Source organism: Pseudomonas sp. LABIM340, assembly GCF_040017195.2.
Lineage (GTDB): Bacteria > Pseudomonadota > Gammaproteobacteria > Pseudomonadales > Pseudomonadaceae > Pseudomonas.
On the sequence record NZ_CM200227.1, the window covers coordinates 2,744,807 to 2,765,150 of the forward strand.

Sequence of the window (20,344 nt, forward strand, 5' to 3'; positions counted from 1 at the left end):
GGCGGCAGAAATCAAGCAAGGAACGGACTATGACTGCGGCTGCCCTGACGGCAGATTCATTCAGCCTGAAAAGGCCTTCACCACGATTCTTTCATCTACTGGGCGTGGCCGCGCTGCTGGCGCTGGCCGGTTGCGGCACCCGCGCGCCCAGCGTGCCGGAGCCGACTCCGGACGAGGTGCGCGGCAAGCTGGCCAAGTTGATTCCCGCTGGCGCGTCCGACCGCCAGGGCTGGGCGAAGGACATCCAGGTCGCCTTTACCACCCAGCGCATTCCGGCGACCACCGAAAACCTCTGTTCGGTCGTGGCGATCACCGAGCAGGAGTCCAACTTCAAGGCCGACCCGCCCGTGCCGGGACTGGGCAAGATCGCCCGCGCCGAGATCGACCGGCGTGCGGGCAAGGTGCATGTGCCGGGCTTCCTCATCGATACCGCGCTGGCGCTGAAATCGCCGAATGGCCGCACCTACAGCCAACGCCTGGCGAGTGCGAAAACCGAGCGGGAGCTGAGCGCGATCTTCGATGACTTCATCGGCGGGGTACCGCTGGGTCAGCAGCTGTTCGGCCGCTTCAACCCGGTGCATACCGGCGGGCCGATGCAGGTCAGCATCGAATTCGCCCAGGCCCATGCCGATGGCTATCCGTACCCGGTGGACGGCAGCATCCGCCGCGAGGTGTTCAGCCGTCGCGGCGGCATGTACTTCGGCATCGCCCACCTGCTCGGCTACCCGGTGAACTACCCGCGTCAGCTGTACCGCTTCGCCGACTTCAACGCCGGCTGGTACGCCAGCCGCAACGCCGCGTTCCAGCGCGTGGTGGCGGACCTCACCGGCATCACCCTGGCACTGGATGGCGACGTGATCCTCTACGGCAGCTACGACGCCGGCAGCACCGAGAAGGCGGTGCGCACCCTGGGGCCGAAGCTGGGCATGAGCGAGCGGGAAATCCGTCGCGACCTGGAGCTGGGCGACAAGCCGGAGTTCACCCAGTCGGAGCTCTACACCAAGGTCTTCGCGCTGGCCGAACGCTCCGCTGGCAAGTCGATGCCGCGGGCGATGCTGCCGGGTATCACGCTGCACAGCCCGAAGATCACCCGCCAGCTCACCACTGCCTGGTTCGCCCAGCGTGTTGATGAGCGTTACCAGCGCTGCCTGGGGCGAGCGCCGTAGTGCTTGATCAGTCGCCCTCGGCGGGATCGCAGACGCCGCTGTCGCCGTTCGGGCCGGTGTAGGAGACGCTGACGGTGCCGTCGTCGTTGCTGCTGATCTGCACGGTCACGCCCTCACCCTTGGCGACCACGGTGCTGTCGGTGTTCTGCGTGACCTTGGCTTCCTGGCCGTTGATGTAGACCGGCCCGTTCTCGTCGGTGTGGATCTGGATATCGTTCGGGCAGTCGTAGTTGAGCATGGGAATGGCGGCAAAGGCGGGCTGCATGACGCATAACGAGGCGGGGATCATCAATGATACGGCGATCAGTAGCGATTTCATGGCGTCTCCCAGACGAATGCAGGCACGGCGCGAGGCCGTGCGGACATTCTCAGCGTAGTGCAGCCAGCGCCGGGCGCTACAGCGGCAAGGGGCGCAGGCGCGCGGCTGGTTCCGGTTCGGTGCCGCGCAGGACAAGGCGGGTGATGGTCGCCGCTGCTGCGTCGAAGTCATCGGCGGCGGGTTGCGCCTTGCCGGTGATCATCGCGATCTGCCAGTCGAAATCGACATAGGTGCGGGTGGCCGCGGAGATGCTCAGCAGCAGGTGCTGCGGGTCCACCGGGGCGAGCAGGCCGCGGTCGATCCAGGCGGCGATGCACTCGACGTTGCGGCGCGATTCGGCGCGCAGGCGTTGCAGCCACTCCGGTGGCAGGTGCGGCGCGCCGTGGAGCATCTCGCTGGCGAACACCTTGTAGGCGTGCGGCCACTGCCGGGCGATGTGCAGGCGCGCGCGGATATGCGCGGGCAACGCCCAGGCCGGGTCGTCACACTCGCGCAGCAGAGCGGCGGCTTCCAGCACCGCGTCCACCACGTTCTCCAGCAGGCGCAGGTAGAGGTTCTCCTTGCTCTGGAAGTAGTAGTAGACGTTGGACTTGGGCAGCTCGGCGCGGCTGGCGATGTCCTGGGTCTTGGCGGCGGTGAAGCCCTTCTCGGCAAATTCTTCGCCGGCGGCCAGCAGGATGCGCTGGCGGTTGCGGTCACGGATGCTGAGGGCAGGGCGCGTTCGGCGGCGCGTCGGAGTAGGCGCGGTCTGGGGCATGGGAAAACATCGGGGCAGTGAAACAGAGATTCAGAATATAACTTTCTATATAGCGCTTGCCACCCACCGGGCTGACTGGCGGATGGCCATTTATCCGCCATTAGATGGAACCTGCCGTATGACGGATCTGTCAGACCAAATCTGAAACCTGGGAAGGGTCTGAAATGCTGTTCGTAGTCATGCTGGGGGGACGCCATCCGCGCGCGCGGATCGAGGTCCATGACGTGGCCTTCGTCATTGGCGACAACCTGAAATCTACCTACCCGCAATTGCGCGAGGCCTGGTTCGGCAGCCCGGACGGCCTGCACATCGACTCCTGGCTGGAGGTGGATGGCGTCGAGGCGTATCGCGTCGAGTTCAGCGAGGCGATGCCGGCGCCGGGCGAGCAGCGGCTGTTCTTCGTCAACCTGGGTGGCTACGAGCTGGGCAGCTTCGGCGAGGCGCACCAGTACGTGCTGGTGGCCGCGCGCGATGCCGCTGACGCCAAGGTGCGCGCCAAGCGCCGCATGCCGCGCAGCTGGGACAAGGCGCACACCGACGCGGTGATCGACGTCGACGATTGCATCGCCATCGACCAGATCGGCGGACGCTACGTGCACCTGGTGGAAGGGGAGAGCCGTGGCATCGTGCAGCGCAGCGACTACATCGTGTTGTGAGCCTTCACGGCGCTGACACGGCCCTGTCATAAAACCTGACGTATATAGGGCGCATAGCCGCCCCAGTGCCGAGGTAACGATGACCGAGAAACGCCGAGTCCTGTTCGTCTGTGTCGCCAACGACGCCCGCTCGCCAATGGCCGAAGCTCTGCTGCGGCACACCGATGGCGAGCATTTCGAAGCCTTCAGCGCGGGCATCCACCCGACCGCCATCGACCCCCGCGCGCGCAGCGTGCTGGAGCACGCCGGGATCTCCGCCGAAGGCCTGCGCAGCAAGTCCATCGACGAGTTCCGCGGCCAGCACTTCGATTACCTGATCGACCTGTGCGACAAGTCCACCGACGAGGGCGACGAGCTGCCGACCTCCAGCGAAGTGATCGTGTGGAACTTCGTCGATCCGGCCCACAGCGAGCAGCACGACCCGTTCCGCCACACCCTGCAGGAAATCAGCGATCGCCTGAAGCTCTTCGAAATGGTGAAGAACCGCGACTGAAGCTTCCGGCGATGACAAAGCAAAAAGCCCGCACGGATGCGGGCTTTTTGCTTCGTAGGCCACAGGATTTCGCCGTTGCCTGGGGAGGGTTTCCGGCGGACTCCCGTAGAGATGGGGCGCTGGTCCTTCAGCGCAAGGGCATTCTGGCTACCCCGCGTTACAGAGCGGTGACTGTCCCGTGAACAGGTGATGGCAATGCGCTGGCAGCCCTGTATCACTCGGCGGCATGAGCACTATCGATCCCGACAAGTGGTCAGGCGGGGAGTGCCTCGTTAGAGTCACGGTCAAAGTCATGTCCGCGGCGTTGCGTGTAGGCGCCTGCGTGACCCGAATCGGAGTGCCTATGAAGTCCCTGTCAGATATTGCCTTCTCCATGCTCGACCTGGTGCCCGTGCGCGACCAGGGCACCGCTGCCGAGGCGTTGCACAACGCTGTCGAGGTTGCCCGGCACGTCGAGCGCCTGGGCTTTACCCGCTACTGGCTGGCGGAGCACCACAACATGGACGGCATCGCCAGCTCGGCCACCGCCGTGCTGATCGGCCACATCGCCGGCAAGACCGAGAGCATCCGCGTCGGGTCCGGCGGGGTAATGCTGCCCAACCATCCGCCGCTGGTGGTGGCGGAGAACTTTGGCACCCTGGAAACCCTTTACCCCGGCCGCATCGACCTGGGCCTGGGCCGCGCGCCGGGTGCCGACCAGGCGACCATGCGTGCGCTGCGCCGCGATCGCCTGGGCGACGGCGCGGACTTCCCCGAGCAGGTTGCCGAACTGGAAATGCTCCTCGGCCCGCGCCGCTCGCAGCAGTCGCTGCTGGCGATTCCGGGGGAGGACACCAACGTGCCCATCTGGCTGCTCGGCTCCAGTCTGTTCAGCGCCCATCTGGCCGCGCAGAAAGGTCTGCCCTACGCTTTCGCCTCGCACTTCGCGCCGCGCTACCTGCACGACGCGCTGCGCATTTATCGCGAGAATTTCCAGCCCTCGGCGGTGCTTGACAAGCCCTACGCCATGATTGGTGTGCCGTTGGTGGCCGCGCCGACCGACGAGGAAGCCGAATACCTGGCGACCACTGCCTTCCAGCGCGTGCTCGCGCTGATCCGTGGCGACAGCCTGAAGCAGAAGCCGCCGGTGAAGAGCATGGCCGGCCTGTGGCTGCCCCATGAGCAGGATGCGGTGGGTAATTTCTTCGGCCTGGCGGTGATCGGCGGCCCGGAGAAGGTGCGCAGCCGCCTGGAAATCCTGCTGGAGCAGACCGGCGTGGACGAGATCATTTTCACCAGCGACATCTACGACCACGAGCTGCGCCTGCGCTCGCTGAAGATCGTTGCTGGCCTGCGCTGATCGAGGCTCGCTCCTACAGGTTACGGCCAAAGTTCCGGCGTGGGTGGACCGTAGGGCGGATAACCCGGAACGGGTTATCCGCCGATGGCCTTGTGGCGGATAACGCTGGCGCGTTATGCGCCCTACGCTCTGCAGGTGAATTACGGAGCGACGGGCGTGCCGTAGGAGCGGACCCTGTCCGCGAAATCCGCTGCGGAGGACTCCATTACCGCAGGGATAGACCGATACGAAGCGCCCATCTACAGGAGCGCGCCATGCGCGCGATCGCGGGCATGGCCCGCTCCTACAGGTGAGCTATGGAGTGTCGGGGCAGGTGTAGGAGTGGGGAAGCCTCAGGCCTCGCCGTCATCCTTCTTCTTCAGCAGGTCCGCCAATCCGGCCAGGCCCTTGTGGGTGACCTTCGGCCCTTTGGCGCCCGCGTCGTTGCTGTTCTGGTAATGCAGGTCCACCTGCCGCTGGTGCTCGTTGTCGTGGCAGAACAGGCACAGCAGCTCCCAGTTGGAGCCATCCTCGGGATTGTTGTCGTGGTTGTGGTCGCGGTGGTGGACGGTCAGCTCGCGCAGGCGCACCCCGCTGAACTCGCGGGCGCAGCGCCCGCAGATCCAGGGGTACATCTTCAGGGCTTTTTCGCGGTAGCTGGTTTCGCGGCGGCGTTGGGCTTCGGCGAGGACGGCGTCGACTTTGCTGGTGGGCTGGTTCATGGCTCGTAGAAGAGAGTGTGGAATCGGACTTCCAGCATAAGTCCGCTGCCGCGCGCTGGCTACGGCCTGGGCGTATCCGGGCGCGACCAGATCCACAGGTTGCCAACCGCCATGCCGAGAATCACTGCGTACAGCCAGAGGCCGTGGGGCAGGGTGATCAGCATGATCGCCAGGGCGGCGAGCATCGCCAGGCTGGCGCTGATCTTGGCGCGGCGCGCAACGGCGCGGCCGTTGCGCCAGTTGTGCAGGATGGGGCCGAACAGCCGGTGATTCTCCAGCCAGGCGGACAGGCGCGGCGAACTCTTCGACGCGGCCCAGGCGGCGAGCAGGACGAACTCGGTGGTCGGCAACCCCGGCACCACCAACCCCACCATGCCCACGCCGAGGCTGGTGTACGCCAGCAATGCGAATGCCAGCCGGGCCAGCCGCGAGTGCGCGGGGGCGAAGGGGTTGGCGCGCGCCGCATCGGCAGGCGCGCGCTCGAGGGCGTCAGACGGCGGCGGGAGCACTGTCGTAGCTGTGTTGCAGCAGTTCGGAGAAACGCTCGAAAGCGGCCACGGCGCCGGCTTCGGCTTCGCGCTCTTCGGCTTCGCTCAGCTCCAGGCCGTCGAGGGTGCGGGTGAAGCGCTTCCAGCCTTCGGCACGGCCGCCTTCGGGCTCGCCCAGGTGACGGGCGCCGGTATTCTCGTCCAGGCCCAGCGCAGCGACGCGCTTGATCAGGAAGGCCGCGCCGAGCTTGGAGCCTTCGGAGACGAACAGCCAGCCCAGGGCGTGTGCCTGGCTCGGGTTGTTGATGGCGCCGGCAACCGGGGCGGGCACTTCGGTGTCGAGGTCGGCCAGGTCCAGGCGGGCCTGTTCGGCGCGGCAGCGCTGCGGCAGGTCGGGGAAGATCTTGCCCAGCTCGGCGTCCTGATACAGGGCCTGCAGCTCGGACTGGAACAGGTACTGGGCGACCACGAAGCGGGCGAAACGCTCGCGGCTGGAGAAGGGCTCGCGGGCCTTCACGGCGTGGTCGAGACGCTCGTGGGGGGCGTGGGTCAGCGCGTTCAGGCGCTGCGAGCGCAGGGCGGGGAGTTCCAGGGTGGTCATGTCCAATTCCTTGAAATTACAGGTCTTTACAGACGAGACGAACGAGTTCGGGGAAAGCGTAAAGATTGTCGGCGTTCACTGTGCGAGCCAGCTTTTGTAGGGTGCATAACGCGTCAGCGTTATCCGCCGCGCCGGGCGGCGGATAACCTGTTCCAGGTTATGCGCCCTACGACCAGCGAGGGCGCGTGAGCATCAGATATCCCACACCAGGTTGATCGCGAAGTTGCGGCCCGGCTGGGTCAGGCGATCGAGGTTGGCCGGGGCCAGTACCGAGGCTTCGCCGACGCCGTCGTAGCCGCGCACGTCATCCCACAGCCAGTACTTCTTGTCGGTGAGGTTGTAGAGGCCGGCGTTGAGGGTCAGGTCGTCGGTCAGCTTGTAGTAGCCGGTCAGGTCGAGGATGCCGAAGCCCGGGGTCTTGAACTGGCTGCTGGTGCCGTCGGGGGCGTTGAACTGGCTGTCGTCGACGCGGGTCTTGCGCTTGACCAGGGTCCAGTCGAGCAGGGCGCCGTAGCGGCCGGCCTGTTCGTCGTAGCCCAGGCCGAACACGCCGGTTAGCGGGTTGACGCTGTTGATCGGCTCGCCGGTGTCCTTGTTGCGGCCGTAGGCGTAGGCCACCGAGCCCTTGGTGTAGAGACCCTGCGGCGCACCGAAGGCGCCCAGTTCCAGGCGGCCCTTCAGCTCCACGCCCTTGATGATGGCGTTCTTGATGTTGTTGCTGGTGAAGGTCGGCTCGTCGTAGCCGGGGGTGATGGCGTCTTCGTTGATGAAGTCGCGGTACTTGTTATAGAAGACCGCCACGTCGAACGAGCCTTCCTCGAAGTTGCCGCGCAGGCCGGTCTCGTAGCTCTGGCTGCGTTCCGGGTCCAGGTCCGGGTTGGGCTCCACGCGGTAACCGGTGGTGGGGTTGTCGAAGCGGCCGTAGAGCGCCTTGGCGGTCGGGGTGCGGAAGCCCTGGGCGTACTGGCCGTACCACAGGTAGTTGTCGTTGAACGCGTAGGTCACGCCGAGCTTGGGCGAGAGCTGGTGCCAGCTCTTGCTTTCGCTGCTGACGTCGCCTTCGCCGCTCTGGTCGACGGTGCGCAGGAATTCCTCGGTGATGTGCGGGTCCAGGCGGGTGTGGTCGTAGCGCAGGCCGGGAAGGAAGGTCCAGTCATTCCAGCGAATCTCGTCCTGGGCGAACAGGGCGTAGGTATCGATGGTCGGGTCCGGGAAGTCGCTGCTGCGGGCCAGGCGGTCGGAGGCCACCGAGCTCGGGCCGCCGATGGTGGTGCAGGTGCGGCTGACGGCCAGGCAGGTGGCGTCGCCTTCGCGGTAGCCGGTGACCTTCTGGCGCTTGAGGGTGGTGCCGTAGGTCAGCAGGTGGTCGGTGTCGCCCAGGGCGAAGGCCTTGTCCATCTGCAGGTCGAGCACCCACTGGCGCTCCTTGTACTGGGTCTCGCGGGTCCGCAGCACCTGGCGGGTGATGGGGTAGTAGAACTCGTCGGTGCTCTGGTCGGTCTTGGCGATCTGGTAGTTGAAGGTCCACTTCAGGTGATCGGCCACCGCGCTGTCCAGCAGCATCTGGTGCTCCAGGCCGAAGCGTTCGCGGGTGATGGTGTCGTTGCCGGTGCGCCACTGGTACATGCCGCCGGGCAGCACACTGTCAGGGATGGTCGGTGCGCCGTTGAAGTACGGGCCGCCGTAGGCGCTCTTCTGGTCGGTGTCGACGTCGTCCTTGTACTTCTCGTAGACCAGGCCGAAGCGGCTGCCTTCTGCGTAGTTCCAGCCCAGTTTCGCCAGCACGTTGGTGGTGCGCACGTCTTCGGGGTTGGCTTCGGTGCGCGACAGGCCGGTGCCGCCGGTGCTGCCGTAGGACTCGGTCTCGTGGCCGTTGCGCTGGCTCAGGTGCAGCAGGCCGTCGAAGTCGTCGTGGCGGCCGGCGACGGTGGCGGAGGTAAGCCAGCTGTCATCGGCGGAGCTGTAGCCGGTCTTCAGGCGTGCGCCGACGTCCTGGCCGTCCTTGATGATGTCGTCCGGGTCGAGGGTGAAGTAGCTCACCGCGCCGCCGATGGCGTTGCTGCCGTACAGGGCCGAGGCCGGGCCGCGCAGCACTTCCACGCGCTTGATGATTTCCGGGTCGACATAGTTGCGCTCGGTCTGCGCATAGGGGCCGTTGAAGAAGCTGTTGGGGATCTCGACGCCGTCGATCTGCGTCAGCACGCGGTCGCCGTCGATGCCACGGATGTTGTAGCCGGTGATGCCGGCGCGGTTGCCGGTGCCGCCGACGGAGACGCCGGGCATGTCGCGCACCAGCTCCTTGATGGTGTTGACGTTCTTGCGGTCCAGTTCCTCGCGGCCGACGACGTTCACCGTGGACGGAACCGAGGTGACGCTCTGCGCCTGGCGAGTCGCGGTGACGGTGAGCGGCTGCATCTCGGCGACGGAGGAGAGGTTGCGCTCCAGCACCACATTGCGCGGGCCGAGCTGGCGCACGCTCAGGCCGGTGCCGCCGAGCAGGGTCTTCAGCGCGCGCTCCGCCGGCAGGCGACCGCTGACGCCCGGAGAGACCACGCCGTCAGCCAGGTCACCGGCCACGCCAACCTGCCAGCCGGTCACCGCGCTGAATGCGTTGAGTGCCTGGGGCAGCGGTTGGCGGGCGATGTCGAAGCTGTAGCCGGCCTGGGTCTGGCTGGCTTCCGCCGCGAGGGCGGAAGTGGCCGGCAGGCTGGCGAGGCCGATGGACAGGGCGAGCAGCGAGATGCTGGCCGGCGCGGACAGCCGGCGCAGAGGGGCACGCGAAGAAGCAATGGTCATCGAAGGGCTCTCTTAGTCAGTCTTTGTTCGCATTCGTAAATGCGAATCTATTGCATTGGCTTCTGACTAAACGAACGAGCCTTTCGAATCGCGTAAAAAAACTTTCTGTGCGGTGTGGGAAGTCAGTTGAGGATCAGCAGTTTCGGGTATTCGTGCAGCTCGGCGGAGGTGATCTGAGCCAGCGAACGGGCCACGCCCAGCGGGTCGTCCAGGCGCCAGTTGCCGGTGACGCTGACGTTCTCCAGGCGCTCGTTGGTATTCACGATCCAGCCGGGGTAGTAGCGACGCAATTCGGCCAGCACCTGGCTGAGCGGGCAGTTCTCGAACACCATGCGGCCCTTCACCCAGGCCAGCTGGGATTCGGCCTCGGCGCCGTGCTGGCGCTCGCCGAAGCCCTGTGGGCCGACGCGGATGCTGTCGCCGGCGCCGAGGCTGACGCGGGCATCGTCCAGGCGCGTGCGCAGGTCCACTTCACCGCGTTGCACGCTGACTTCCGCCTCGTTGCCGAGGTAGCGCACGGCGAACGCCGTGCCGCGCACCGTGACCTGCACTGGCCCGGCCTCCACCTCGAAGGGGCGGCTGCGGTCATGGGCGACGTCGAAGAAGACTTCGCCACGGTAGAGGCGGGCGACGCGCTGCTGGTCGTCGACCTTGCTGGAGAACGCGGTGTCGGTGTTGAGCAGTACGTTCGAGCCGTCGGCCAGCTGGACTTTCTGGCGTTCGCCGACCGCGGTGAGATGGTCCGCACGCAGGCGCGTCAGCAGGTCGCCCTGCACCGCGACACCAATCGCCAGAACCAGCGCTGCGGCAGTGGCGACGGGTTTCCAGAAGCGCCGACGACGCTGCATGGGCAGGACGCGAGATTGTGTTCGCTGCAGCTCCAGGCGTGCTGCCGCCACCGGCAGCAGCGGTGATTGCCAGGCCTCGCGCACGCGCTGATAGGCCCGCACGTTGCCTTCGCTGGCCGCGAGCCAGGCATCGAAGCGCGCACGGGTAGGGGCGTCCATGTCGTCCTCGAGGATCAGCCAGTCGAGGGCTTCGGCCATCTGCTGGTCGTCGGGCGGCGTGGCGTGGGGCAAGGGGCGATCCTCGGGGCGGGCCTGGGGTGGTGAGCCGCGCATTGTTGTCGAATCGGCCGGCGAACGAAAGTCCGTCATACCGATTCTCCCAGGCGACTGACCAGGCCGACGCAGATCGCCATGATCAGTTTCAGTTCCTTCTGCACCGTGCTGGAAGAGACATCCAGTTGCTCGGCGATCTCCGCGTAACCGCAACCGTGCAGGCGACTGAGGATGAAGATGCGTTGCTGACGCTCGCTGAGCTGGCTGAGGGTGCTGCCGAGGCGTTCCAAGAGCTTCTCCGCGTGCAGTTGGTCTTCCGCGCTGGAGCCGGGGGCCGGCACGGCCTGGACCACGTCGAAGGGGACGTCGTCGAGCATGGTCCGCGACTGCATGCGCAGGTGGCGCAGGTGGTCCAGGGCGAGGTTGCGGCCGGTCTGGAAGAGGAAGGGTTCCAGGTGATCGATACGGCGTTCGAGCAGAGTGCGGGCGACGCGCAGGTAGGTTTCCTGCACCAGGTCTTCGGCGATGCTCGGGTTCTTCACCATCCGGACGAGCGTGCGCAACAAAGGCAGGCGCTGGGCCAGGAAGACCGCGTCGAGGTTGGAAGTGCTCACAAGGGCGTCCAGCAGGAATAATTTTTAAATGATAATCAATGTTATTCAGCTCTGGCTCATGGCACAAGCCCATCCGTGGTTCCGGATGTGTACGGCAAATGAAAAAAGGGCGAGGCGCGCGGGGCGCCTCGCCCATTCCCTCAGCCGGCCGGTGAGGGTAAAGAGTCAGGCCTTGTCGGCCTTGCCCGCCGCGGCAGCGAAACGCGCCAGGCGAACGTCGAGGTGACGTGGGCGGTGGCCGCGATCCTCGGCGCGCTCCTTGCGGCGGATAGCATTGCGCACCATCAGCGAGCCGACATAGCGGATCGGCTCGGGCGGGAAGTGGCCCAGCGGCCCCTGGGTCAGCGGCGAGCGGGTCCAGGGGTTGTCCAGGCCCAGTACCAGCGAGCTGAGGATCTGCCCGCCCATGTGGCAGGGGCCGACGCCGCTGCCGGAGTAGCCGAAGCCGTAGAACACGTTGTCCGCCTCGCCCAGGCGACCGAAGAACGGCAGGCCGGTCACCGAGCGGTCGGACGGCCCGTTCCAGCTGGCGGCGATGGGAACTTCGGCGAAGGCCGGGAAGAATTCCGCCAGGCTGTCCTGCAGCAAGCCGAGATACGGCGAGGGCCGGTCGAATACCGGCAGCATGCGGCCGCCGTAGGCGAAGGTATTGCCGGCCTTGCCGAGCATGATCCGGCCGTCCGGGGTGTTGTGGTAGTAGTGCACGAAGATGCGCGAGTCGAGCACGGTGACGCCGGAGGTCAGGCCGATTTCCTGCAGCAGGTCCGGCCTCGGTTCGGTGATCACCATGTCGCTGGAGACGATCGCCACGCTGCGCTCGAACTGCGGGAAGGCGCGTGCCATCCAGGCGTTCATCGCCAGCACCACGCGGTCGGCGCTGACCGAGCCGGCGGGGCTGTGGACGGTGGCCGGGCGGCCCTGGTCCAGCCCGGTCATCGGCGTGCCTTCGTACAGCCGCACACCCAATTGCAGCGCCACTCGGCGCAGGCCGCGAACAAGCTTGCCCGGCTGCACGCTGGCAGCGGCCGGGGAGAACCAGCCTTCCAGGTGCTTGCGCGAGCCGGCCATGCGCTGCACGTCTTCCAGCGGGCGCTTGCTGAAGGAGTTGATGCCGTGGCGCTCCAGTGCGGCGATGACGCCATCGGTGGCGCCGACCTGGGCGGCATTGGTGGCGGTGTAGAGCGTGCCGTCCAGGCGGTAGTCGGCATCCACGCCGTAGCGTTCGCAGAACTCGCCGATGGCGTGGATGCTGCGTTCCGATTCGGTCACCAGGCGGATCGCCTCGGGCAGGCCGAACAGTCGCTCCAGGGTGAAGAACTTCGCCGACCACGACAACGCGCAGCCGCCGTTGCGGCCGCTGGCGCCGGCGCCGCAGATATCCGCCTCGATGATCACCACATCGAGTTCCGGGTTCTGTTCCTTGAGCATGATGGCGGTCCACAGACCGGTGTAGCCGCCGCCGACGATGCAGACGTCGGCGCGGGTGTTGCCTTCCAGTGGCGCAGCACGCTCGTTGTCCTGCTGCAGGGCCTGTTCGAGCCAGAAAGGACGCATGGCAATCTCCGTATTCAGCGAGGGGGCAGGGCGGCGGTGGCGATTATTTCCACGCGCCAGGCCGGGTCGATCAGTTGCGCCAGGGTGCAGGCGCGGGCCGGGGCATGGCCGAGAGGGAAGAACTCGTCCCAGACCCGGTTGAGCCCGGCGTAGTCGTCCCGGTCGGCGAGCAGGATGCGCACTGTCAGCAGGTGCGTGCGGTCTCCACCGAGGCCGGCCAGCAGGTGCTCGATGCCCTGGAGGATTTCCCGGGTCTGGCCTTCGATATCGGCCTGGGTGTCGCTGGCGACCTGGCCGCCGATGTAAAGCGTCTGCTCGTGCAGGACCATTTCGGAGCGGCGCTGGACCACTCCAAAGCGTTCGATACTCATGGACTGTTGACCTTGTAGGGCAGGTGGCACGTCCCTGTGCCGAGGGATCAGGAACGCGCCATGCGGACCTTCACGGAGCGGTTGGGAACCCGGCTGGCGGCGGGCGTGGCGCCCTCCGGCAGGCTGTTCCAGTGCGGCAGCAGGATGGCGGCGGAAATCAGCGCGGTGATGGTGAACCCGACGAACACCGTGTAGGTGTCGAAGTAGCCCGGCAGCAGGCCGCCGAGAATCGCGCCGACCGAACCGCAGCCATTGACGAAGCCGGCGGCGGTGGCAGCGGCCTTGCCGGTGCCGAAGTCGATGGCGGCCGAGCCGCTGATCATCGAGTCCGGTCCGTACAGGGTCAGGCCCATCATGAACAGCAGGGCGAACACCAGCGCGCTGCTGCCGGTCTGCATGGACGGCACGAACAGCGCCAGGCAGACGGTCAGGCCGATCAGGCTGATCACGCAGGCTGGCATGCGCCGGGCGCCGAAGATTCGGTCCGAGGCCAGGCCGATGAGGATCGGGCCGAGCAGTCCGGCGACCTCGAAGGCGGTCGGCAGCACGGCGGCGCCGACCTTGCCCAGGCCAGGCATGCGTTCATAGACGATCACCGGTCCCCACAGCAGGATCGCGTAGCGCGCCGGTTTGAGCAGGAAGTACGACAGGCCGAGGGTCAGCACCGTGCGGTTGCCGACTACCAGCGCCAGCGTTTCGCGGATGCCGGCGTTCTGGCCTTCGGGCTTGAAGCCGGCGTAGCGCACCGCTTCGGGCTCGGCTTCCACTGGCGGCAGGCCGACGTCCTGCGGGCGGTTGCGCTGCAGGAAGATGAACAGCAGGGCCACGCCACCGACCACGGCGGCGCTGGAATAGAAGGCTGCATGCCAGGTGCCGAACACCGAATAGGCCCACCAGCCGGCGAACGGCGAGGCCACCAGGCCGCCGAAGGCGTAGCAGGTACTCCACAGGCCGAGGATACGGCCGCGTTCGTGGGTGGCGAAGAAGCTGCCGATGTTCTTGCACAGCCCCGACCAGCCGGTGGACTGCGCCAGGCCCTGGATCACCATGCAGGTGGCGAAGATCGGCAGTGTCGCCCAGGTGCCCATGACCATCGCCGCAGCGGCCGAGATCAGCAGGCCGCCGAGCACCACGACGCGCGGGCCGAAGCGATCGGCGAGCACGCCCCAGGTGAACTGGCCGACGGCGTAGGCGGCAAGGTAGGTAGCGTCGAGGTTGGCCATCATGGCCTTGTCGAGGTGGAAGGTGGGGTCTTCGGTGATGCCCAGCTTGGCCACCGAGAACGCCTTGCGGGTGAAGTAGAAGGCCGCGTAGGCCAGCCAGGTGATGGCGAAGATCTGCCAGCGCCAGCGCTGGATCGTCGCCAGGGGCGAGCGGGATGTTGCGTTGCCTTGGGGGGTAAGCATGTTCCGACCTCGTTGTTGTAGTTGTGCTGTGCCGGCAGTCAGTGAGGTAACGCCTTTCTTGTTCTTGTTGTATCGAGCACGTCGCTCCAGTGCGGGTCAGAAGCGCTGGAGTCGTTGGTGGCCGTCGCCGGGAAGCGTCGGTGGAGGGATGGAAACAATTCCGCACAAATAAATGAAATCGATTTATCAAATTATAAAAATAAGTTTTCCTTGTAGGACGATTGCGTAGGAAGTTCGAATGCCCGGTAGCTGACCCATCGGTCATCCGCCTCGGGCGACACCGTTCCCCATCTGCCGAGGACCGCCGCCATCTCCGTTTCCCATGCCCAGCTCAAGGCCTTTCACGCTGTCGCCCTGCACGGCAGCTTCACCCGCGCCGCCGAGCGCCTGTTCCTCACCCAACCGGCGGTTTCCGACCAGGTACGCAAGCTGGAGGAGCGCTACGGCGTGTTGCTGTTCCACCGCAACAAGCGCTCGGTGCGTCTGACCGAACTGGGCGAACGCCTGCTGGCGGTGACCCAGCGGCTGTTCGTGATCGAGGCCGAGGCCCAGGAACTGCTGCAGGAGTCCCGCGCCTTGCAGACCGGCAGCCTGCTATTGGCGGTGGACGCGGCGGTGCACCTGCTGCCGCAAGTGGCGGCGTTCTGTCAGCGCTACCCCGGTATTCGCGTGCGCATCGAAAGCGGCAACACTGATGAATCGCTGCAGGCGCTGTTCGCCTACCGCGCCGACCTGGCCTTGCTGGGGCACGCCGTGAAGGATGAGCGCCTGCTGTCGTTCACCCTGCGCAACGATCCGATTGTCGCCTTCGTCGCCAACAGCCATCCCTGGGCGAAGCGCGATTCGATCCTCCTGGCCGACCTGGACGATGCGCCGCTGGTGTTGCGCGAGCACGGCTCGGTCACCCGTCAGACCCTGGAGGAAGAGATGCGCGCCGCCGGCCTGCGGATTCGCGCGGCCATCGAGGTGGAAGGGCGTGAGGCCGCGCGCGAGGCGGTGGTCGCGGGGATTGGAGTGGGCGTGGTGTCGGCCGCCGAGTTCGGCTCCGACAATCGTGTGCATGCGCTGCCCATCATCGATTGCGAGCGGCACATGAGCGAGACGCTGGTGTGCCTGCGCGAGCAGAGCTCGCGGCGGATCGTGGCGACCTTTCTCGATCTGGTGCGCGAGGATTTGCCGGCGGAGTAGGGCGGTTGTTCGCGAGCAAGCTCGCTCCTACAGCTTGGCCTTACCTCGGAGCTCTTCGTAGGACCGAGGGGGGCGCCCAGCCCTTGCTCGCGAACCGCATCCCGCGGAAATATTGATCAGCCCTCTGCCAACTCCAGAAACGCGCTGACCACCCGCAACCCCCGCCGCCGCTCCAGGCAACCAATGGCGTGGCGGTTCACCAGTCCTTTGCCACTGAGCGGGATGGCCTTCACCCGCGGGTCCGGGCTGACCTCCATCGAAGACACGATGCCGACCCCCAGTTCTGCTGCCACCGCTTCGGTCACCGCCTCGCGGCTGTCCAGTTCCAGCAGCACGCGTGGTTCCACCGAGGCCGCCGAGCAGGCCGCATCGAAGGTGCGCCGGGTGATCGAGTCGGGCTCGCGCAGCACCATGATCTGCTGATCCAGCTCGCCCAACGGCAGCTCGCCAGCGTGCTCGCTCCAGGCATGGCTGGCCGGCACCAGGGCGCAGATGCGCGACTCCACCAGCTCGCGCAGAAACAGCCCGGCACGCGGCTCCACCTCGGTCAGCACGGCGATATCGACGTGTTCGTCCAGCAGCGCAGCGAGGGTTTCCTGCGCATTGCCCAGGCGCAGGTTGACTGTTATGCCGGGGAAGCGCGCACGCAGCCGGGCGAGCATCGGCATCACCAGGTGCGGGCCGTCGGCGGCCACCTCGATGCGCCCGGTCACCAGCTCGCGGCTGGCATCGAGCATGGCCTCGGCTTCCTCCTCCAGGGCGAACAGCGTGCGGCTGATGGCGGACAGGCGCACGCCATCGGCCGTCAGTTCCACGCCACGCGCGGTGCGGCGGAACAGGTTGACCTGGTAGTGCTCCTCCAGCGCCTTCACGTGCCCGGTCACCGCCGGCTGGCTGATGAACAGCCGCTCTGCGGCGCGGGTGAAGCTGCGTTCGCGGGCGACGGCGTCGAAGGCGCGGAGCTGGAAGAGGTTCATGAGGTATATGTCCGGCTTATGCAGTGCATCGTGATAAACAATTTGAACGATATCTGCCCGGCCGGCAAGTTATGCCCAGGCCGCAGCGAACCCGCCACGGCCCAACCGAATTCAGCCCTGACGACGTTCCCACGAAAGAGGAATCGAGCATGAGCACTGCCGAGCGAGCCCCCATCCTGCTGACTCCCGGTCCGCTGACCACGTCCCCCCGCACCCGTCGCGCCATGATGGTCGACTGGGGTTCGTGGGACCGCGACTTCAACGACCTGACCGCCGATGTCTGCAAGCGCCTGCTGGCGATCATCCACGGCGAAGCGACCCACACCTGCGTACCGCTGCAGGGCAGCGGCACCTTCTCCGTCGAAGCCGCCATCGGCACCCTGGTGCCGCGCGACGGCAAGGTGCTGGTGCTGATCAACGGCGCCTACGGCAAGCGCCTGGCGAAGATCTGCCAGGTGATCGGCCGTGAATTCAGCACCTTCGAAACCGAAGAAGACGTGCCGACCACCGCCGCTGACGTCGACCGCCTGCTCAGCGCGGACCCGAGCGTCACCCACGTGGCGCTGATCCACTGCGAAACCAGCACCGGCATCCTCAACCCGCTGGCCGATATCGCCAGGGTCATCGAGTCCCACGGCAAGCGCCTGATCATCGATGCCATGAGCTCCTTCGGCGCGCTGGACATCGACGCCCGCCATATCCCCTTCGACGCGCTGATCGCCGCTTCCGGCAAATGCCTGGAAGGCGTACCGGGCATGGGCTTCGTCTTCGCCCGCAGCACCGCCCTGAACGCCAGCGCCGGCAACTGCCACTCGCTGTCCATGGACCTGCAGGACCAGCACGCCTACATGGCCAAGACCGGCCAGTGGCGCTTCACACCGCCGACCCACGTGGTGGCTGCGCTGCACGAAGCGCTGAGCCAGTACGAGGAAGAGGGCGGTCTCGCGGCTCGTCATCAGCGTTACGCAAACAATTGCCAGACTCTGCTGGCGGAGATGGCCGAACTCGGGTTCCGCAGCTTCCTGCCGGCCGAGATCCAGGCGCCGATCATCGTCACCTTCCATGCCCCCAGTGACGCCCGCTACACCTTCACCGAGTTCTACAACCGGGTGCGCGAGAAGGGTTTCATCCTCTACCCCGGCAAGCTGACCCAGGTGGAAACCTTCCGTGTCGGTTGCATCGGCCAGGTCGACGCCAGCGGCATGCGCGCCGCCGTCGCGGCCATCGCCGAGACGCTGAAGGAAATGGAAGTCTTCGAAATCTGACGCCCGCCCGAATTCACACAGGATTGAACGCCATGAATTACCAGCAACCCAAGCAACTGCAAGCCGCCATCCTCGACTGGGCCGGCACCGTCGTCGACTTCGGTTCCTTCGCGCCGACCCAGATATTCGTCGAGGCCTTCGCCGAGTTCGGCGTGCAGGTCAGCCTGGAAGAAGCCCGCGGCCCGATGGGCATGGGCAAGTGGGACCACATCCGCACCCTGTGCGACATCCCGGCCATCGCCGAACGTTACAAGGCCAAGTTCGGCCGCGTGCCGAGCGACGACGATGTCACCGCCATCTACGAACGCTTCATGCCTCTGCAGATCGAGAAGATCGCCGAGCATTCGGCGCTGATTCCCGGCGCGCTGGAAGCTATCGCCACCCTGCGCAAGGGCGGGCTGAAGATCGGCTCCTGCTCCGGCTACCCGGCGGTGGTGATGGAGAAGGTCGTTGCCCTGGCGAAGATCAACGGCTACGTCGCCGACCACGTGGTAGCGACCGATGAAGTGCCCAACGGCCGTCCGCATCCGGCACAGGCACTGGCCAACGTGATTGCCCTCGGCATCAATGACGTCGCCGCCTGCGTGAAGGTCGACGACACCTGGCCGGGTATCCTCGAAGGTCGCAGCGCCGGCATGTGGACCGTGGCGCTGACCTGCTCGGGCAATGCCCTGGGTCTGACCTATGAGCAGTACAAGGCGCTGCCGGCGGAGAAGCTGGATCAGGAGCGCCGCCGCATCGGCCAGATGTTCGAAGGCTCGCGCCCGCACTACCTGATCGACACCATCGCCGAACTGCCGGCGGTGATTGCCGACATCAACGCGCGCCTGGCGCGGGGTGAGATGCCGCAGAGCAGCTGACACTGAGTGTTCAATAGAAAGGCCCGCTTAGTGCGGGCCTTTCTTGTTGGCGCTGGCCTCTCCGTAGGAGTGAACTCGGCATTCCACTGTAGGAGCGGGCCATGCCCGCGATCAGCACTGACAGGTGTGTCTGTCAGCCGTAATCAGTTCACAACGTTCCGCACAAACCGCACCAGCACATCCCCATGGTTCTGGTAGGAAAACGGCTGGTTGCTCTTGAATACGTGGAAGCCCCCGGCCTCGACCTCCACCGTTTCTTCGGCAAGGACGATGGTCAGCCGGCCTTCGATGACATACGCCATGTCGTACCAGCCTTCGGCATCGGGCTCGGCGTTGTAGCGGTCGCCGGGGGCGAGCGTCCAGTGCCAGAGCTCGGCCTGGCGCGTGGCGGGGGTGCTGGCGAGGAGGGTGCCGCGGCTGTCGGCCTGCTGGCCACCCCAGGCAACGGCGTCGACGCGGGACAGGCCGCCGGTGGACGGCGGGCGAACCAGGTCGGCGAAGGTGACTTTCAGGGCGGCGGCGATGCGGTCGAGGGTGGCGAGGCTGACATTGGTGTCGCCGCTCTCGATGCCGACCAGCATCCGCCGGCTGACGCCCGAGGCCTTGGCCAGTGCGTCCTGGCTGAAGCCGGCATTGCGGCGGTGCGTCTTCACGTTATCGGCGACGTGCACCAGCACGCTGGGACGTTCGGAAGGAGTGGGCAGTATATTGCTCATTCTGGCCTTTTTGCGCATTATGTTGCGCATATCAGTCAACCAAGAAATCCCAACCGTTGCAACGCCTGTTCAGGTCCGCATCATGCCTCGCTCTCGCTTTATGTCTACTGCCTTCCCCATTCTCATCCTGATCGTGTCCATGGCCTCGATCCAGACCGGCGCGTCGGTCGCCAAGAGCCTGTTCCCGGTGCTCGGCGCCGAAGGCGTGACCTCCATGCGCCTGATCTTCGCGGCCATCCTCCTGCTGGCGATCCTCCGCCCGTGGCGCACCTCGCTGCGTGGCAAGCCGCTCAAGCCACTGTTCATCTACGGCGTGACTCTGGGCCTGATGAACCTGACCTTCTACATGGCACTGCAGACCATTCCGCTGGGTGTCGCCGTGGCGCTGGAGTTCACCGGGCCGCTGGCGGTGGCGCTGTTCTACTCGCGCAAGCCCATCGACTTCCTGTGGATCGCCATCGCGGTGGTTGGCCTCGGCCTGCTGTTGCCGATCGCCGACTTCGGCCACGGCATCGACCCCAAGGGCGCCGCGCTGGCGCTGGGGGCAGGCGTCTGCTGGGGGCTCTACATCATCTTCGGCCAGCGTGCCGGTAACGACCTGGGCGCGCAGGGCGCTGCGCTGGGCATCAGCATCGCAGCGATCTGCGTAGCGCCCATCGGCCTCGCGCACAGCGGCATGGCGCTGTTCGACATCAGCTTGTTCCCGGCGTTGCTGGGCGTGGCGATCCTCTCCAGCGCCTTGCCCTACACCCTGGAAATGGTGGCGTTGACCCGCCTGCCGGCGCGCACCTTCGGCACCTTGATGAGCATCGAGCCGGCATTCGGCGCGTTGTCCGGCCTGGTGTTCCTTGGCGAGCAACTGACGTCGCACCAGTGGATCGCCATCGGCGCCATCATCGTCGCCTCGGTGGGCACCACGCTGAGCAGCCGGCCGAAGCCGGCGCTGGTCACTGACTGAGCACCCTCAAAAGTATCCGGCGAGCCTGTTGGTAGGATGGGTGGAGCGCAGCGATACC

At 66.2% G+C, this 20,344-nt stretch carries 21 protein-coding genes; 8 read left to right on the forward strand and 13 right to left on the reverse strand.

The genetic code is table 11. The features are described from left to right. The first annotated feature begins 29 nt into the window (after positions 1-29). Positions 30-1,166 carry a DUF1615 family protein gene (locus tag ABKS89_RS12820; protein WP_518301016.1) on the forward strand — a complete coding sequence of 379 codons (1,137 nt, stop codon included), beginning with the start codon at positions 30-32 and terminating at the stop codon, positions 1,164-1,166. Between the two features lie 7 nt (positions 1,167-1,173). On the opposite strand, the gene ABKS89_RS12825 is transcribed toward ABKS89_RS12820, so the two are convergent. Then, positions 1,174-1,485 (reverse strand): hypothetical protein, encoded by a 312-nt coding sequence (locus ABKS89_RS12825; RefSeq protein WP_138216590.1) that lies wholly within the window; start codon positions 1,483-1,485, stop codon positions 1,174-1,176. Positions 1,486-1,561: 76 nt separating this feature from the next. After that, positions 1,562-2,242 carry a TetR/AcrR family transcriptional regulator gene (locus tag ABKS89_RS12830; protein WP_138216589.1) on the reverse strand — a complete coding sequence of 227 codons (681 nt, stop codon included), beginning with the start codon at positions 2,240-2,242 and terminating at the stop codon, positions 1,562-1,564. 164 nt (positions 2,243-2,406) lie between these two features. Here ABKS89_RS12830 and ABKS89_RS12835 point away from each other — a divergent pair, with 164 nt between their 5' ends. From ABKS89_RS12835 to ABKS89_RS12845, 3 genes are all read left to right on the forward strand, one after another. After that, positions 2,407-2,898, forward strand: coding sequence for a DUF1543 domain-containing protein (locus ABKS89_RS12835; protein ID WP_348589265.1), 492 nt, complete (start codon positions 2,407-2,409; stop codon positions 2,896-2,898). 79 nt (positions 2,899-2,977) lie between these two features. Then, positions 2,978-3,391 (forward strand): arsenate reductase ArsC, encoded by a 414-nt coding sequence (locus ABKS89_RS12840; protein ID WP_138216587.1) that lies wholly within the window; start codon positions 2,978-2,980, stop codon positions 3,389-3,391. A gap of 343 nt (positions 3,392-3,734) precedes the next feature. Then, positions 3,735-4,730, forward strand: a complete 996-nt coding sequence (locus ABKS89_RS12845) for an LLM class flavin-dependent oxidoreductase (RefSeq protein WP_348589264.1) — start codon at positions 3,735-3,737, stop codon at positions 4,728-4,730. 332 nt (positions 4,731-5,062) lie between these two features. On the opposite strand, the gene ABKS89_RS12850 is transcribed toward ABKS89_RS12845, so the two are convergent. The 9 genes from ABKS89_RS12850 to ABKS89_RS12890 all read right to left on the reverse strand — a co-directional run bounded on the left by ABKS89_RS12850 (position 5,063) and on the right by ABKS89_RS12890 (position 14,322). Continuing rightward, positions 5,063-5,431 (reverse strand): YajD family HNH nuclease, encoded by a 369-nt coding sequence (locus tag ABKS89_RS12850; RefSeq protein ID WP_081516740.1) that lies wholly within the window; start codon positions 5,429-5,431, stop codon positions 5,063-5,065. Between the two features lie 59 nt (positions 5,432-5,490). Further along, positions 5,491-5,940: a DUF454 family protein gene (locus ABKS89_RS12855; RefSeq protein WP_518301017.1), complete on the reverse strand. Its 450-nt coding sequence runs from the start codon at positions 5,938-5,940 to the stop codon at positions 5,491-5,493. Next, positions 5,921-6,520 (reverse strand): biliverdin-producing heme oxygenase, encoded by a 600-nt coding sequence (locus ABKS89_RS12860; RefSeq protein WP_138216585.1) that lies wholly within the window; start codon positions 6,518-6,520, stop codon positions 5,921-5,923. Before ABKS89_RS12860 ends, ABKS89_RS12855 begins: the two co-directional genes overlap by 20 nt. 192 nt (positions 6,521-6,712) lie before the next feature. Continuing rightward, a complete protein-coding gene (locus tag ABKS89_RS12865; protein WP_138216584.1) occupies positions 6,713-9,316 on the reverse strand; it encodes a TonB-dependent receptor in 2,604 nt (867 codons plus the stop codon). A 122-nt stretch (positions 9,317-9,438) separates the two neighbouring features. Next, positions 9,439-10,362, reverse strand: a complete 924-nt coding sequence (locus ABKS89_RS12870; RefSeq protein ID WP_138216681.1) for a FecR family protein — start codon at positions 10,360-10,362, stop codon at positions 9,439-9,441. A 107-nt stretch (positions 10,363-10,469) separates the two neighbouring features. Beyond that, complete coding sequence (locus ABKS89_RS12875; RefSeq protein WP_138216583.1) at positions 10,470-10,991, reverse strand: RNA polymerase sigma factor; 522 nt, start codon at positions 10,989-10,991, stop codon at positions 10,470-10,472. 165 nt (positions 10,992-11,156) lie between these two features. After that, on the reverse strand, positions 11,157-12,551 hold the full coding sequence (locus tag ABKS89_RS12880) for an FAD-dependent oxidoreductase (RefSeq protein WP_348589405.1): 1,395 nt from the start codon (positions 12,549-12,551) through the stop codon (positions 11,157-11,159). Between the two features lie 8 nt (positions 12,552-12,559). Further along, the gene (locus ABKS89_RS12885) at positions 12,560-12,916 is read right to left on the reverse strand and encodes a RidA family protein (protein ID WP_348589263.1); all 357 of its coding nucleotides are present in this window, start codon (positions 12,914-12,916) and stop codon (positions 12,560-12,562) included. Between the two features lie 47 nt (positions 12,917-12,963). Then, entirely contained in the window at positions 12,964-14,322 is a 1,359-nt protein-coding gene (locus tag ABKS89_RS12890) for an MFS transporter (RefSeq protein WP_138216580.1), read from the reverse strand. A 309-nt stretch (positions 14,323-14,631) separates the two neighbouring features. Here ABKS89_RS12890 and ABKS89_RS12895 point away from each other — a divergent pair, with 309 nt between their 5' ends. Further along, positions 14,632-15,510, forward strand: a complete 879-nt coding sequence (locus tag ABKS89_RS12895; RefSeq protein WP_348589404.1) for a LysR substrate-binding domain-containing protein — start codon at positions 14,632-14,634, stop codon at positions 15,508-15,510. 116 nt (positions 15,511-15,626) lie between these two features. Here the strand turns inward: ABKS89_RS12895 and ABKS89_RS12900 are convergent, their stop codons facing one another. Further along, a complete protein-coding gene (locus ABKS89_RS12900) occupies positions 15,627-16,487 on the reverse strand; it encodes a LysR substrate-binding domain-containing protein (RefSeq protein ID WP_348589262.1) in 861 nt (286 codons plus the stop codon). 149 nt (positions 16,488-16,636) lie between these two features. Here ABKS89_RS12900 and ABKS89_RS12905 point away from each other — a divergent pair, with 149 nt between their 5' ends. Both ABKS89_RS12905 and phnX read left to right on the forward strand, forming a co-directional pair. Next, on the forward strand, positions 16,637-17,752 hold the full coding sequence (locus ABKS89_RS12905; protein ID WP_348589261.1) for a 2-aminoethylphosphonate--pyruvate transaminase: 1,116 nt from the start codon (positions 16,637-16,639) through the stop codon (positions 17,750-17,752). 32 nt (positions 17,753-17,784) lie between these two features. Next, the gene (gene phnX / locus ABKS89_RS12910; protein WP_348589260.1) at positions 17,785-18,612 is read left to right on the forward strand and encodes a phosphonoacetaldehyde hydrolase; all 828 of its coding nucleotides are present in this window, start codon (positions 17,785-17,787) and stop codon (positions 18,610-18,612) included. Positions 18,613-18,755: 143 nt separating this feature from the next. On the opposite strand, the gene ABKS89_RS12915 is transcribed toward phnX, so the two are convergent. Beyond that, entirely contained in the window at positions 18,756-19,358 is a 603-nt protein-coding gene (locus ABKS89_RS12915) for a helix-turn-helix domain-containing protein (protein ID WP_138216574.1), read from the reverse strand. 70 nt (positions 19,359-19,428) lie between these two features. Between ABKS89_RS12915 and rhtA the strand changes: the two genes are divergently transcribed. After that, complete coding sequence (gene rhtA / locus ABKS89_RS12920; protein ID WP_348589259.1) at positions 19,429-20,286, forward strand: threonine/homoserine exporter RhtA; 858 nt, start codon at positions 19,429-19,431, stop codon at positions 20,284-20,286. Positions 20,287-20,344 lie beyond the last annotated feature (58 nt).